This is a genomic window from Microcoleus sp. AT9b-C3 (assembly GCF_036705485.1).
Lineage (GTDB): Bacteria > Cyanobacteriota > Cyanobacteriia > Cyanobacteriales > Microcoleaceae > Microcoleus.
The window spans coordinates 85,055-101,000 of record NZ_JAUBUR010000012.1 but is presented as its reverse complement, the minus strand read 5'-3'; the positions used below and the strand labels follow the sequence as shown (position 1 = coordinate 101,000).

Sequence of the window (15,946 nt, the reverse complement as noted above, 5' to 3'; positions counted from 1 at the left end):
CGCGGGGATGAAGAAACCGGGTTTTTGGGAGTTTTTGGGTGTTGGGCGATTATTGTCGAAAAAACCCGGTTTCTGGGCTCGGCGCGGGGATGAATTACCCCAACCCTTCAACCAACAAATTGCGAGCACTTTCCAACGCTTCCTGCAACTTACTTGCATCGCGTCCCCCAGCCTGCGCCAAATTAGGCCGCCCGCCGCCTTTTCCGCCGCAAATTTGAGCAATTCCCCCGATAAACTTGCCAGCTTGCAATCCTTTCTTATTGACTTCAGGACTAAAAGCAGCCACCAAACTTACCTTATCCGGTTCAGGAATTGATGCCAAAACAACCGCAGCATTTCCTAACTTTTGCTGCAATCTTTCCGCCGCAGTTTTCAGCGCTTCTGCATCCACATCTCCTAATTGAGCTACAATGATTTTGAATTCGCCGACAGCCTCCGCCGCACTCAGCAACTGGTCGGATTTCGCGATCGCCAATTCCGATTTCACAGCAGCCAAATGTTTCTGAGTATCCTTCAACTCATTCTGCAAATTAGTAATCCGGTTGGGCAATTCTTCAGGCTTCGCCTTAAATCGATCGCCCAAATCGCGCACTACCTTATCCCGCACGTTCAAATAGTCCAAAACAGCTTGACCGGAAACCGCTTCAATCCGGCGAGTTCCCGCCGCTACCCCGGCTTCGGAAACAATCTTAAACAGCCCGATTTCTGCCGTATTGCTGACGTGAGTTCCGCCGCACAATTCCATCGAAACGCCGGGAAAATCGATAACCCGCACCACATCGCCGTACTTCTCGCCAAACATCGCAGTCGCGCCTTTTTCCCTCGCTTGGGCGATCGGCATTTCTGCAATTTCAGCAGCGTGCGCTTCAGCAATCCAACTATTAACTAAATCCTCAATTTTCTGCAACTCTTCTGCTGTGACAGCGCGCGGAGAATTGAAATCAAACCGCAATCTCTCTGACGATACCAGCGAACCAGCTTGCGAAATCGAATCGTCTACAATTTTCCGCAAAGCTGATTGTAATAAGTGAGTTGCTGTGTGATTAGCCTGAATTCGGCGACGACCGCTATTGTCAATTTTCGCAGTAATACTATCGCCCACTCTCAGCGTTCCCCGTTCCACAAAGCCGAAATGCACGAAGAAATCCGATTCCTTCTTCACATCATCAACTCTCACCAACAAACCATCACCATTATCTCCGGTTTTCAAATAACCTTTATCGCCAATTTGTCCGCCGGATTCTGCATAAAACGGCGTTTGGTTCAACACAACTTGTACCTCGGTACCGGCGGCTGCTTCCTCGACAGATTTGCCGTCAACCAAGATAACTTCCACCTCAGCTAAACTCGACAATTCAGCATAACCGACAAACTCAGTTCCTTGGATTGTTTCACCCAACTTATCCAATGAACCCTGCACGGTTAAATCGATTGTTTGGCGAGCATCTTTAGCGCGAGTTTGCTGTTCCTTCATCGCCCTTTCAAATCCGTCCAAATCTACAGTAATTCCCTGTTCCTCAGCAATTTCTTGAGTCAGTTCTAAGGGGAAACCGTAGGTATCGTAAAGCGTGAAAGCATCTTGACCGCTGATTTGCTGGTTTGCTTGCTGTTTTGTGCGATCGACAATTTCCTCCAGCAGCTTCTCTCCGCGTTCCAAAGTCTTGAGAAACTGCGCCTCTTCCCTTGCCAATTCCGCCTTAATTTGAGCTTCCCGCGATCGCACGTTCGGATAAGCTGCTTCCGAAAGGGCGATCGCACTTTCGGCCACCCGCACCGTAAATTCGCCCTGAATTCCAATCAGCCGCCCGTGGCGCACCACCCGGCGAATCAACCGGCGCAAAATGTAACCCCGACCAACATTCGACGCGCGAATTTCGTCCGCAATCATGTGTACCACAGCCCGAATGTGATCGCCAATTACTTTCAGCGAAACCTTGACTTTTTCATCGCTATTGTGGTAATCAATTCCGGCAATTTCCGCCGCCGATTGAATGATCGGAAAAATCAAATCTGTTTCGTAATTATTGGGGACTTTCTGGAGGATTTGCGCCATCCGTTCCAGTCCCATGCCAGTATCAATATTTTGATTTTGCAGCGGTGTTAAATTGCCCTCTGCATCTTTATTGTACTGCATGAAAACCAGGTTGTAGAATTCAATAAACCTGGTATCATCTTCGAGGTCAATATTGTCGCCTCTCTCTGGGTAGAAATCATAGTAAATCTCCGAACACGGGCCGCAGGGGCCTGTCGGGCCGGATTGCCAGAAATTGTCATCTTCTCCCATGCGCTGAATCCGATCGCCCGGAATGCCAATTTCATCGCGCCAAATCGCAAAAGCTTCGTCATCTTCTCGGAAAACGCTAACAACCAAATTCGACGCTGGTAAACCGAAAACTTCCGTCGAAAGTTCCCACGCCCAGGCGATCGCCTGTTTCTTGAAATAATCCCCGAAACTGAAATTGCCCAACATTTCAAAAAACGTGTGGTGGCGGGCGGTGCGCCCGACGTTTTCGATGTCGTTGGTGCGGATGCACTTTTGAGAAGTCGTGGCGCGCGGTGATTCGGCGGCGCGCTGTCCGAGAAATATCGGCTTGAATTGTAGCATTCCGGCGATCGTCAGCAACACTGTCGGATCTTCGGGCACCAAAGAAGCACTCGGCAATATCTTATGTCCCCGCTGAGCATAAAAGTCGAGGAATGTTTGGCGGATTTGGCTGCCACTGAGAAACTTAGGAGAAATAGACATGACAAGAACTGTTAATTATGTAAAGATGTAGCAACAATAGAATTTATAGGACTTACGCACGGGTGTCCAGAAACCCGGTTTTTCAACCAAAATACTTGCTTAAAATCCTCAATTTCGGTAGAAAAACCCGGTTTCTTTGTTCGGAGTGCGTGAGTCCTAACTGACATCTATGTGGATATTCATATCATTATACTTAGTAATGTAAAGACCTATCAAGTTTTGCAAATAGTGCTTTACTCCTCCGAAAGGCCATGCTAACTTAATAATAGACACCGGGACAGAAAGAGAAAGGAGGTCGCTATATTTAGAAACAAAGTTCGAGGATATAGACATGGTGTCTCCGGTCTAGATTCCCAGGCGCAGCAGAAATTAACCGAACACAACTTGGAATAGTGGCGAACTGCCGATCGAGCAGTCAAGCCAAACCGCAGTCGAGTCAGACTTATTGTGGTTGCGGATTAAAAGTAAAGCTGCACAAGTTGTAAACCCTAGTAAGTAACAGTTCTCAAACAGTTCTCAATTGGAAACACATCTCGTTTGTTAGAAAAAACAAAGTTCTCATATTATTGGGTCTGGTCGCTGTCGATCGGGCCCTATGAATTTTTATAGGGCGATCGCAGGAAGAGAGGGGAAGAGGGGGAGAGAGGAACCGATTTCGGCTGTATAAGTGCTTTCTGCTCAAAGGCTACATCCCTCGGAGCCGATCGGCGAGCGATCTGTGCAGCTTTTGAGTTATATATTATATATAATAGGACGTGGGCGCTCGCACCCGCCCGCTTTTTGCCTGGGATCAAGCGCTGTGGTATGAGGCACTGTCAAGATGCGATATCATTGAAGATGTCAGTACAAGACATTAAAATCTACCCCGCTGTCCTGTATAGCAGCAAATCTACGCTTCTCTGAGCTTGCTGCAAGCCAAGGATCGCCAACCGCCATTTTTGGTGACAAGACCAGGCTCAAAAATTTGAATCTCAGGATATTTAGAGTCAAGACTCTAAAAAATCACATCTCCGAGGCAGGGGTGAGAGTTCAAAAAATAAAAGCCCGCCCACTCAAAAAAGCTAGTGCCACCAACAACGGTAGTAAATCACTAGCACAGTTCTTAAACTCACAATCTTCGGAGATTCTAGGTACAAGCATGGCCGAAATAACTAAAGAAGAAATGCGCGAACGGCTGGGAAATATCGACCAAATTCGCGATATAATTTTTGGAGCGCAGCTTAGAGAATACGACAATCGCTTCGATAAAATAGATTCCGACTTGTCGATGATGCAGCAAGATATGCAAACTCGCATCGAACAAGTAAAAACAGTTCTTTCAGGAGAAATGAGGGCTGCAGTTGATTCGTTAGAAAAAAAAGTTAAATCGCTCACCTCAAACACCCAAGAAGAAAGCGCAGACATCCGTCAGCAAGTCGATCGCGTTAACCGAAAATTATCCAGCAGCATTGAAGCCCTCGACGAGGCTATTGACAATCAAACCCGTTCGCTTCGCGACGAATTCTCCCAAACCAGAGAGCGACTATCTGAAGAAACCCGCACTTTGAAAACCCAGGTTTTTGAAGAACTCGACCGTCGCTTTTCTATGCTCAGAGATGTTAAAGTTTCTAGAGACGACATGGCAGAAATTCTGTTTGAACTCGGCATGAGGCTCAAAGGAACAGAATTTGTACCCGAACTTAAAGGCGTTGCTGATAATAAGTTAAATAACGAATTTCTGTTGCCGGAGCGCCACCATCACGGATAATAACGCATGGCTTTACCGAAAGAAAATCCGGCTGACGAAAATGAGTTAGAGGGTTTTGTTTCTCAACCTGACGAGTCTGCTGCCGATCCAGCAACCCAGCTAGAACCCTTTCTGAATCTGTTAGTCGATCTCAAAATTATTGCAGGTTCCAACCAGCAAAATGCAGAGCCCGAAGATGACAGCAGTGGCGAAAATAATCAAGCTGGGGCCCTCGGCGGGTTGATGGATTTGTTAGGTATTTCTGAGCAAGCGCCAGAGGAGGTTGCAGCGAGTGTACCCGAAACTGGATCTCCCCAACCCCAGTCTGGCGATTCCCCGCCTGTTGCAGACGAGTTCAAAAGTTTGCTATTCACTACTCACAAACTCAACACTTCAGAACTGGAAAAAGACTATTCCTCCGCTAAAACTATAGATGTTTCTGCGATCGCCCAGCCGGATTTGGAGGAGGAATCACAGCCTGTCGAAGAATTGTCTAACTTGACAATGAAAGATTCTCTACAGTACGTACAGGCTCAAGAATCCCACAAGTTCGATCGGCATTTACAAAATGTTTCCCCTGCCCCAACCGAGTCAAAATCCTCGGAAGTTTCCAATGACTTCATAGTTTCCACAGTCTCAGAGTCACCAGAAACTCCATATTTAGATCCGGTGCTAGCTTCGCTTCAATCGATGCCAAACTTGGTAGAACCGCCGACCGCGATATCGCAGCCTACAGAAATATTAAGCCAAATTAAACAAGATTTAAATCAAGCCGACAGCGCGATGGAAACGCTGCAAAATCTGATTTTCGGCTCAAAAATATCAGATATCGAGCAAGTCAAAAATCTGCTGGCAGAAAACGATTTGCCCGGGGTGCGCCACCTGATGGCAACAATCGACGATAAATTAGGAAAATTGGAGCACCAAATCTACGAGCCCCAAGAGTTGATTGAGTTGATGCTGCCTTGGATCGCAGAAATTCTCAGCCGCAAAATTGCCGACTCCAGAGAAGAAGTTGTCAAGGCGATCGGGCCAATTATTGACGAAGTGATTAGGGCAAAAACTCAGGAAAATAAGTCGGCAATGAGTGCGGCAATAGCTGAGCTGCTTCCCGACGCACTTGCTCAACAAATAGTGAATTCGCCAGCGGATATTGCTAAGGCGATCGCCCCAGAAATTGGTCTGGCGATTAAAGAGCAAATTCGCCTCGACCAAGAGTCGATCGCTCAAGCCCTTGCACCGGAAATGGGCAAAGCGATTACAGCCCAAATTGAACTCGAACGCGACTCTATGGTGGATGCGCTCTATCCCGTAATTGGCAGTACAATTGCCCGATACATGGCAGAAGCTATCAAGACAATCAATGAAAAAGTGTCAAATGCCATCAGCGTTGAAGGATTCAAAAGAAAAATTCGCTCCCAAGTACAAGGAGTCTCCGAAGCTGAATTAATCCTCCAAGAATCAGTACCCTTTACAGTCCAAGCCGCCTTCTTAATTCACAAAGCATCAGGCTTGATAATTTCCGAATTTCAAAACTCAGAAAGCTACCATTTAGAATCAGAAATGGTAGCAGGAATGCTCACAGCTATTCGCAGCTTTGTTAACGACTGTATCGTTAGGCCGGGAGAAGTTTCCGAACTAAATCAAATTGAATACGGCGACTCCAAGATTATGCTAGAAGTAGCGGGATATTGCTACATGGCAGTCGTGATTAAAGGAGAACCGCCCGACTCTTTCATCAAGAAAATACGAGAAACCGTTAGTAATCTCATTCTTAATTACGCTAAAGTAATTCACGAGTTTAACGGCGATCCGGGTACGATACCGGAGTCGCTGCACCCGTGTATAAAAACTTTATTCGACCCGCTACAAACGGAAAAATCAACAAAACCCCCGATCGCCCTCGCGGCTATCAGTTTAGCAGCTTTGAGCTTAATCTTAGTACCTTGGGGAATTTATCAGTACCGCAGCAGCGTGGAGCGCCGCCTCGAAGCAAATGCCATCGCAGCTTTAGCATCCACTCCCGAATTAGCAGTCTACCGCTTAGATGTGGCAGTTGATGGCAAAACTTTAAAGCTAACCGGAAAGTTGCCCAATCAAGAATTGCGGGCACAAGCGGAAAAAATAGCCGCATCAACTGCACCGAAATTGCAATTAGATAATAGAATTATAGCTGTCGATGTCCCCCCAGATCCAGTTTTGACGGCGGCTGAGGTGCAGCGGATTACCGCCGTTTTGAACCAGAGAGAGGGCGTTTCTATTTCTAGTCGGTATGGCGATCGTAAAGTTACAGTAGATGGCACAGTTATAGACCTAGCAGACACACAGAAAATAGCTCAGTCCTTAAAACAAATTCCCGGTGTTCAGTCGGTCATCAGTACGGTTAAATTAGATCCCCTGAAAATTACAACCCGCATCTACTTCGAGCCAGGAACCGCAAAATTAGACTCAACAGATGAAGAAATCATCGCCAGTGTCAAAAAATTCATGGATCAATATCCTCAAAAACAGATTAAGATAATTGGGCACAGCGATCAAAGTGGAGAACTTGCTACAAACCAACAGTTGTCGCTGAGGCGTGCCGCAGCCGTGCGAGATGCTTTAGTGCAGCAAGGTGCTGATCCGAAGCGCCTCCAAACGGTTGGCGTCGCGCATCCTCCTGCCGACGTGGAACCCAATCAACCACGACTTTTAGGCAGATGCGTGCTATTTGAACCCATAACTAAGACCATAAACAGTAAATAATTATGTCAGTTACTATATCTAAAAAAATGTGCATGATCGGCGATTTTGGCGTGGGCAAAACCAGCCTGATCCGCCGTTTTGTCGATCGGCAATTCAGCGACCAATACCTCTCCACCGTGGGAGTAAAAATTTCCAGCAAAATCGTAGAATTAGAAGGGGTAAAACAGCGGGAAAACGTGACGGCAAAGTTGCTGATTTGGGACTTAGAAGGGCATACAAAATTCAAAGGAATAGCACCGACTTACTTGCAGGGAGCTAGCGGCGTTTTAATCGTTGCGGATGTCAGCCGCTCCGAAACAGTTGAGCGAATCTCCGAACACATTCAGCTTTTTTCTTCAGTCAATCCTAAAGGGTCAATTATCGTCGCTTTGAACAAAGTAGACTTGATTGACGAGGAAAAATTAGCGCTGCTAGTGGAAATATCCCATTCGATAGGTCAAGACAAAGTAATAGGAGTCTGCACGACATCTGCTAAAACAGGCAAAGACGTTGACGAAATTTTCTACAAACTAGCTTACACAATGGTAGAACAAGTATGAACCCCCTGTTAAGAAAGCTGTTAGGGCCGCGACAAACACAGTATTTTGTAGTCAATCACCATTTTATCATTCAGGCAACCTCCGCCCAAGTGCAGAACTATGCCGATACTCCGGGCGAGGCAATACCCGGTGCAGATGCTCGCATCAGTTTTCCCGAACTGATTGGCATTGAAAATATCCTCATGTCTATCATTATGGGACGGCTGCCGGGTTTTGAAATCAAAGGTATCGCTCGGTCTGCCGATCCCAACCGCCCTTTATACTTTGATATGTTGGCTATCAAATATGAAGAAGAACAAGAAGATGTGCCAAATAAATTGCTAATTTTGATTGAAGATACCACCGAAAAGATGGTGATGAAGCAATCGTTGATTCAGAGCGCGAATGAAGCTAATCTTTTGGTTAGTGCCTTAGCCGCTTCTAAAGATTATATAGATAAAGTTATTCGTTCGATGGGCGATGCTTTGTTGGTGACAACAACATTAGGAATTATCAAAACAGTCAATCAATCAGCACAATGGTTATTTGGCTACAGCGAAGCAGAATTTATCGGCAACCCCCTGTCTTTAATATTAATCGAAGAAACATTAATTTACCAAGCTCGCCACCTCTATATTTTGTCTCAGAAAGAGCTGCGTAGAGAACTAGAAATAGTCTGCACTACTAAAGCAGGAGAAGAAATTTGGGTAGAATTTTCCTGTTCGGCAATTCAGACCGAATTCGAGGGACTTTACGATTTCATCTATATCGGCAGGGACATCACAGAACGCAAGCAACAAGAAATAGAAATTCGCCGCTCTTTGGCAAAAGAGCAAGAACTCAGACAGGTAAAATCTCGTTTTTTCTCGATGATAGCTCACGAATTCGGCAATCCTTTAAGTACCGTATTATTTGCTACTAAAATCCTCCAAGACTACGGGGACGAAATCACCCACGCGGAAAAACAACAATACCTGCAACACGTTAAATCTGCATCTCAACAAATGGCTCAGCTATTAGAGGACGTGCGGTTGCTTAGCAGCGCCGAAGCAGGAAAACTCGAATTCTATCCCGCACCAGTTGACTTAAAAAACTTTTGTAGCGAGTTAGTAGAATCAATTAAAATTAGTTATGGAAAAAATCATACAATTAACTTTATTTATCAAGAATTAGTTACGCCCGCGAAACAAAATGATACCGACTCGCAGGAAACGCAAGAGTTGCCTGCACTAGATCCAAAATTGCTGCGACACATCTTGACAAATTTGCTGTCAAATGCTGTAAAATATTCGCCCCTCGACAGCCCTATTTATTTTGAATTAAATTGTCAGAATAATGAAGAAGCTATATTTAAAATTAAAGACGCAGGCATTGGCATTCCTATAGAAGACCAAGAACAACTGTTTGAATCTTATTATCGAGCCAAAAATGTCGGAAAAGTACCCGGTACAGGACTGGGTTTATCCATAGTCAAGCAGTGCGTAGAATTGCACGGAGGTCAAATCGAATTTTCCAGCGAGATAGAGCTAGGCACTACCTTTATAGTCAGAATTCCCTTTGAAAAACAGCGATAAATAAATAAATCTTATATAATTACATCCAGAGGGCGCCTTCAATACTAAAAACCTCACATGAAAACCTTGTTAAAAAAACTGTTAGTTCCCCACCACTTGGAGTACCTAGCACTGGATAAAAACTTTTTAATCCAAGAAATTTCCCTGAAAGTGCAGCGGTTTGCCGACTCTCCCGACGAAGTAGTCGCCGGCAGCGATGTCCGCATTCCCTTTCCCGAATTGGTGGGAACTGAAGAAATTTTAATCGATATTTTTGAAAAACGTTTGCCGAATTTTGAATTAAAAGCGATGACGCGATTATTAGAAAATGGTTCGCGGCTTTATTTTGATATGTATATCGTGGAGTTTACCAATGACGATAATTATCAGAGATTAATTATATTTTTTCAAGACGTAAGCGACAGGATGGCTTTAGAACAAACTCTAGTGCAAGCTACCAATGAAATGGATATTTTATTGAGTACCTTAGCGGCTACTAATAATTATGTTGAAAAAATTATTACTTCAATGGCCGAAGTTTTGTTGGTAACAACAGCCTCGGGAAAGATTAAAAAAGTCAATCAAGCTGCTCAAGATTTGTTCGGTTACAGCGAATCAGAATTAGTAGGCCAGCAAATAGACGCTCTTGCGGCATTTGGCTCCTCTTTGCAAGCAGTCAGTCAAGCGGAACCTCAACAATCTCCAACGGACACCGAAGTAATTTGCCGGGCAAAAACCGGAGAACAGCTAACAGTTTCGTTTTCCTGTACGGCGATTTTGACTGAAATTAAAGGTATTTCTGAAGCAAGAGGTGCGGTTCAAGATTTCGTGTACATCGGCCGCGATGTGACCGATAGACAGCGGGCCCGCAAGAGACAAATAACTCAGTACATCACCACTCGCATCCTGTCGGCATCCGAAACAATCAAAAAAGCTATAGCAGCAATTCTTCCCGTAATTTGCGACAGTTTGGGATGGGATACCATCGAACTTTGGATGCCAGAAGCTGGGGAAAAATTGCTGTCAGAAACTAAGAGAATAACTGGGGTGTCAGACCCCAATTTGCTTCGGTGCGTCGCCAGTTGGACAAAACGCTCAGTTTCTATCCCCAAATTTGCCGAATTTACCGAACAAATGACCTGTGCATTGGGCGAAGGATTGCCCGGTCTGGTTTGGGCTAGCGGTTCGTCTCAGTGGATTGCAGATGTCACAGAAAGCGACAGTTGTATGCGCCGCGAAACCGCTGCCGAAGAAGGAGTGCACGGAGCTTTTGGTTTCCCAATTTTTGGCGACTACGAGTCGGAAAATTATGCCCGGTCTGTGTTGGGGGTGATGACTTTATTTAGCCTGGAAGTGCAGTGTTTCGATGAAGAATTGCTCCAGACAATGGCGACAATCGGCAGCCAAATCGGTCAATTTATCAAGCGCAAGCAAGCGGAAATAGCTTTGCGGGAAAGCGAAGAACAACTGCGAGACTTATTTGAAAATGCTACTGACTTAATTCAAAGTATTGGAGCGGACGGTCATTTTTTGTATGTAAATCGGGCTTGGCGGGAAACTCTGGGCTACAGCGAAGCAGAAATTGCTCAAATGACTGTTTTTGATATTATTCATCCCAACAGTTCCCCAGAGTCTCTGGATATATTGTATCAACTTTTTACCCAAAAAACGGTAAATGAAAATACCTTGTATCCAGAATCGATTGAAGTAATATTTATCACTAAATATCACGAACAAATTTTGTTGGAAGGCAGCCTAAGCTGTAAGTTTGCGGCTGGTTCGCTAGTAGCGATTCGCGCTATTTTGCGAGACATTACTGCTCGAAAAATGACAGAAGACGCCCTGGCAAAATCTGTGTCCCTGCTGCAAGCAACTTTTGATTCTACTGCTGATGGTATTTTAGCTACTGACAGGAGCGGAAAAATAGTCACTTTCAATCGAGAATTTGTGGAAATGTGGGGCATACCTAACGAAGTGATGGCACTGCGAGATAACGCGGCAACGATCGCCTTTGTCCTGAACCAGCTCAAAGACCCCCAAGCATTTCAAGAGAGAATAGAATCGCTTGACGAGCAGCCCGAAGCCGAAAGTTACGACTTGTTGGAATTTCAAGACGGCAGATTTTTTGAACGCTATTCGCAACCGCAGCGGCTGGGAGATAAAATTATCGGCCGAGTCTGGAGTTATCACGACATTACGGAACGCAAGCAAGCAGAAGATGCCCTGCGGGAAGAACAAGAAAAATCAGAAAAGCTGCTGTTAAATATCTTGCCCAAGGCAATAGCAGAACGTCTCAAGCAAAATGAAACTACTATTGCCGAATACTTTCCTGAAGTGACTGTTTTGTTCGCTGACATTGTGGGGTTTACTGCTTTGTCTGCGGTCATGAATCCGATCGAGCTTGTGGAGCTCCTCAATAAGATTTTTTCAGGATTCGACCTTTTGTGCGAACAGCACGGCCTAGAGAAAATCAAGACTATCGGCGACGCATACATGGCAGTAGGAGGACTGCCTGAACCCAGAGCAGACCACGCAGAGGCGATCGCCCAAATTGCCCTAGATATGCAAGCAGAAATAGCCCGATTTAATGCTAGCCATAATAAATATTTTAGCATCCGCATCGGCATTCACAGCGGCCCGGTTGTTGCCGGAGTAATTGGTATAAAGAAGTTTATTTATGATTTATGGGGTGACACGGTAAATATTGCTTCCCGCATGGAATCTCAGGGTTTGCCTTGGCGGATTCAAGTGAGCGAAACTACTTATAAATTGTTGAAAAATAACTATTTATTTCAGGAGCGAGGAATGATTGAAGTTAAAGGCAAAGGGGTAATGAAAACTTATATTCTCATTAGCCGAAAATCAGGCAGCTCATCAGTCATCAGTCATCTGGCTGATGACTAAAAGTATTGCTAAAGTTAATTAGCAATACTTTTTGACCAAGACTAATGGAACTTGCTAATTTGTCGGCAAATTTACGATCGCCCGACGAAGCTGTCGATCGCCACCCTGTGACGGTTGCGCCCTCAACTTCGCTCGCAGACGCGATCGCCCTGATGCGTGGGCCGAGCAACCCTTGCCCACTCCCTAATTCACCTGCATTTCCCGACTCAAACGAAACTGTAAAAGCATCTATTAGTTGCGTCTTAGTTGTCGATGAAAATCAGCTAGTCGGACTGCTAACCCCGGAAGATGTGCTGAACTTAGCCGCGGCCGAATACGGATGGCAAGGCATGAAAGTTGCCGACGCAATGAGGCAGAATTTAATTGTCTTACAAGAATCAGAATTTACAGATCTCATTACCGCATTCAAGCTATTTTGTCAATACTCGATCGACTGCTTGCCAATTGTAGATGAACGGGGTCAGCCAGTAGGTTTAATCAGCGGAAAAAGTATTCGCCCAGCAATGTATAGCTGGATCGAGGCACTGAATCAAGAAGTGGCAAACCTCCAGGAACAATGCGAACTGTTAGAAGGCAATTGTGAACTAGAAAAAGTCAGCGATCGCCAAAAGGCCGAAAATGCCATGCGGCAGAGCGAGGCGCGCTACCTGGCGATTGTGGAAGACCAAACCGAACTGATTTGCCGCTACCTCCCAGACGGTAAAATAACTTTTGTCAATCAAGCTTACTGCCGTTATTTCGGCCAGCAGCCGTTCGACTTACTCGGCAAATGCTTCCTGTCCCTGCTGCCAGAAGCAGACCGAGAAATTTTTCAACAGCAATATACTTCTGTGTCTCCCGACAACCCTATTTTTACCTGCGAGCACCAAGTAATTTTGCCGAGCGGGGAAATTCGCTGGCAGCAGTGGATCGATCGGGCGATATTTGACGAGAGCGGACAAATCGTCGAGTATCAAGCTGCAGGCCGGGATGTCACGGATCGCAAACAAGCAGAAATCGCTTTGCAGCAGCTCAATGCAGAGTTAGAACGGAGAGTGGTGCAGCGGACACAATGGTACGAACTGGCAGTATCGGCCGGCAAAGTGGGGGTTTGGGACTGGAATTTGGAAACCGGCGAAATCTACATTGCTCCGTCTTTGAAAGCTTTGTTGGGCTATCAAGACACAGAGATTCCTAACCGCATGGAAAATTGGGTGTCTCACGTTCATCCCGACGATCGAGTTGTAGTCGAGGAAGCAGTAAAGGCTTATCTAGAGGGTGTGACAGAAATTTATGAAGTAGAACACCGGATGCTGCGTAAAGACGGCAGCACCTGCTGGATACTTGCCCGAGGCAGCGCGATCCGATCGGCTTCTGGCAAGGCATTACACCTGACTGGCACTGACACCGACATTACGGATCGCAAATTGACCGAAGAAAAACTCCAAAACTCCGAAGCCGAACTGTTGGCGCTGTTTAACGCCATGACGGATATCGTGCTGGTTTTCGACGCAAGCGGCCGCTACCTCAAAATCGCCCCCACGGCTCCCGAACTGCTGTACAAACCTGCTCCTGAAGTGCTGGGCAAAACCGTCGCCGAAATCTTCCCAGAAGCGGAAGCTAATTTTGCCCTGACCCACATTCGCCAAACATTGGCATCTGGCCAAACCCACAGAATTGAATACAGGATGGAAATTGGCTGCAAGTTATTCTGGTTTGATGCCAGTATTTCGCCCCTGGATTGTGATCGGGTGATGTGGGTCGCCCGAGACATTACCGCTCGCAAACAGGCAGAAGCTGCACTGCAAAAGAGCGAGGAAAAGTTTCGCAACTTATTTGACGATGCTCCGATCGCGCTTGGTTTGGCAAGCGTGCGCGACTACCGCACGATCAAAGTGAATGAAGCTCACCGCCAGATGTTGGGCTACAGCGATTCGGAGTTGGCTACCATGACTTTTACTGAACTCACGCATCCAGAAGATTTACAAGCAGATGTGGAGCAAGTCAAGCAGTTGGTCGAGGGCAAGATTGCTCGCTTCCAAAGGGAAAAACGCTTGATTAAGAAGAATGGCGAGCTGATGTGGGCAAACTTGACGGTGACGCTGATCCGCGATCGCGAGGGCATTCCTCTCTACAGCATGGGGGCGATCGAAGATATCAGTTATCGTAAGCGAGCAGAAATGGAATTTCAGCAGTTAAAAGAACGCCTGCAATTTTTGCTGGGTTCTAATCCGGCGGTAATTTTTACCGCCGCACCGATGGGGGACTTTTGTACTACTTACATCAGCGACAACGTTCAGACAATCTTTGGCTACGACCCCCAAGAATTATTAGCAGATTGTAAATTTTGGTCTAGCAGGATTCACCCTGAAGATCGACCACAATTTATAGTAAATTTTTCGGATTTGTCCCCACAAAAAAATTGCATTTGCGAGTACCGTTTTCTACACCAAGACGGAAGTTACCGCTGGCTAAGGACGGAACTAAAACTATTGGTTGACAGCAGGGGCATTCCGATCGAAATTATTGGTTATGCCGCTGATATCAGCAATTCTAAATACGCCGAACTCGCTAGGGGGCAGCAGTTCGAGCAAGAACGGCTTGTGGAGGCGATCGCCCGTCGTGTCCGCCAGTCTTTGCAATTAAAGGAAATTCTCAACACCACGGTTGCGGAACTCCAGCAAGTATTATTAGCCGATCGAGTTTTGGTTTATCAACTTTTACCCAAAAGCGGCGGGCGAGTAATTGCTGAAGCCGTGGCAGAAGGATGCAGCCAACTCGTGGATAGATATTTTGGCGAAGAGGTTTTTCCGCCTGAAAGTTATCAGCTTTATTTGCAAGGGCGAATTTCTGCGATCTCGGAACTAGATTCTCCCTTCCTTACAGCTTGTGTAGCGGAGTTTATGAAACAAATTCAAGTTAGGGCAAAGCTAGTAGTGCCGATTATTCAGCACAGCCAACTTTGGGGATTGCTGATTGCCCACCAATGCGATGGCCCTCGTGATTGGAAAGAATGGGAAATCAATTTATTTCAGCAGTTGGTGAATCAATTGGCGATCGCCATTCAGCAATCTCTACTTTACCAGCAACTGCAAGCTGAACTGAGCGATCGCAAACAAGCGGAAGCAAATTTGAAAAACTCCCTCAGAGAAAAAGAAATTTTGCTCAAAGAAATTCACCACCGCGTCAAAAACAACCTCTGCGTAGTTGCCAGTCTGTTAGAATTGCAATCGAACACAGTTGCCGACCCGCAAGTAAGCAAAATGTTTGAAGAAAGTCAGAATCGCCTTTATTCTATGGCTCTGATTCACGAAAAACTGTACCGTTCGACTAACCTAGCGCAAATTAATTTTGGTGAATATCTTGAAGATTTGGTAAGTAACTTGTTTCACTCTTACAATATTAGCAACAACCAAATTCAGTTGCAGGTATTAGCTGAGCCAATTTCCCTAAATCTTGAAACTGCTACTCCCTGCGGTTTAATTGCCAATGAATTGGTTTCAAATACGCTGAAACACGCTTTTCCTGATGGCACAACTGGTACAGTTAGTGTAGAATGTTATCAAACGGGCAATCAAGAAATCAACCTCTTAGTTAAGGACAACGGCATTGGCTTTCCTCAAAACTTAGATTTTCGGAAAACTCACTCGATGGGGTTTCAAGTTGTGTGCACTTTAACCGATCAGTTAGAAGGAACCATCGAAATATCCAGAAAATTTGGTACATCATTTCACTTAAAATTTAACGAGTTAAACTACTTTCAAAGATTGTAAAA

At 45.6% G+C, this 15,946-nt stretch carries 7 protein-coding genes; 6 read left to right on the top strand and 1 reads right to left on the bottom strand.

The genetic code is table 11. The features are described 5' to 3' along the window. Positions 1–94: 94 nt before the first annotated feature. Positions 95–2,746, bottom strand: a complete 2,652-nt coding sequence (gene alaS, locus QUB77_RS13540) for an alanine--tRNA ligase (protein WP_333173568.1) — start codon at positions 2,744–2,746, stop codon at positions 95–97. Positions 2,747–3,884: 1,138 nt separating this feature from the next. Between alaS and QUB77_RS13535 the strand changes: the two genes are divergently transcribed. Genes QUB77_RS13535 through QUB77_RS13510 form a run of 6 tightly spaced genes read left to right on the top strand, consistent with a single transcriptional unit; the run spans position 3,885 to position 15,944 of the window. Beyond that, positions 3,885–4,493, top strand: coding sequence for a hypothetical protein (locus tag QUB77_RS13535; RefSeq protein WP_333173566.1), 609 nt, complete (start codon positions 3,885–3,887; stop codon positions 4,491–4,493). A gap of 6 nt (positions 4,494–4,499) precedes the next feature. Beyond that, positions 4,500–7,217 carry an OmpA family protein gene (locus QUB77_RS13530; protein WP_333173564.1) on the top strand — a complete coding sequence of 906 codons (2,718 nt, stop codon included), beginning with the start codon at positions 4,500–4,502 and terminating at the stop codon, positions 7,215–7,217. A 2-nt stretch (positions 7,218–7,219) separates the two neighbouring features. Next, positions 7,220–7,756 (top strand): Rab family GTPase, encoded by a 537-nt coding sequence (locus QUB77_RS13525; RefSeq protein ID WP_333173561.1) that lies wholly within the window; start codon positions 7,220–7,222, stop codon positions 7,754–7,756. Beyond that, positions 7,753–9,309, top strand: a complete 1,557-nt coding sequence (locus QUB77_RS13520; protein WP_333173558.1) for a PAS domain-containing sensor histidine kinase — start codon at positions 7,753–7,755, stop codon at positions 9,307–9,309. Before QUB77_RS13525 ends, QUB77_RS13520 begins: the two co-directional genes overlap by 4 nt. A 57-nt stretch (positions 9,310–9,366) precedes the next feature. Beyond that, complete coding sequence (locus QUB77_RS13515; protein WP_333173556.1) at positions 9,367–12,192, top strand: adenylate/guanylate cyclase domain-containing protein; 2,826 nt, start codon at positions 9,367–9,369, stop codon at positions 12,190–12,192. A gap of 44 nt (positions 12,193–12,236) precedes the next feature. Then, positions 12,237–15,944, top strand: a complete 3,708-nt coding sequence (locus QUB77_RS13510; RefSeq protein WP_333173554.1) for a PAS domain S-box protein — start codon at positions 12,237–12,239, stop codon at positions 15,942–15,944. The last annotated feature ends 2 nt before the right edge of the window (positions 15,945–15,946 follow it).

Bases quoted from the DNA above. Each gene is read 5' to 3' on its own strand.
- alaS (WP_333173568.1), bottom strand. From the start codon at position 2,746: ATGTCTATTTCTCCTAAGTTTCTCAGTGGCAGCCAAATCCGCCAAACA.
- QUB77_RS13535 (WP_333173566.1), top strand. From the start codon at position 3,885: ATGGCCGAAATAACTAAAGAAGAAATGCGCGAACGGCTGGGAAATATC.
- QUB77_RS13530 (WP_333173564.1), top strand. From the start codon at position 4,500: ATGGCTTTACCGAAAGAAAATCCGGCTGACGAAAATGAGTTAGAGGGT.
- QUB77_RS13525 (WP_333173561.1), top strand. From the start codon at position 7,220: ATGTCAGTTACTATATCTAAAAAAATGTGCATGATCGGCGATTTTGGC.
- QUB77_RS13520 (WP_333173558.1), top strand. From the start codon at position 7,753: ATGAACCCCCTGTTAAGAAAGCTGTTAGGGCCGCGACAAACACAGTAT.
- QUB77_RS13515 (WP_333173556.1), top strand. From the start codon at position 9,367: ATGAAAACCTTGTTAAAAAAACTGTTAGTTCCCCACCACTTGGAGTAC.
- QUB77_RS13510 (WP_333173554.1), top strand. From the start codon at position 12,237: ATGGAACTTGCTAATTTGTCGGCAAATTTACGATCGCCCGACGAAGCT.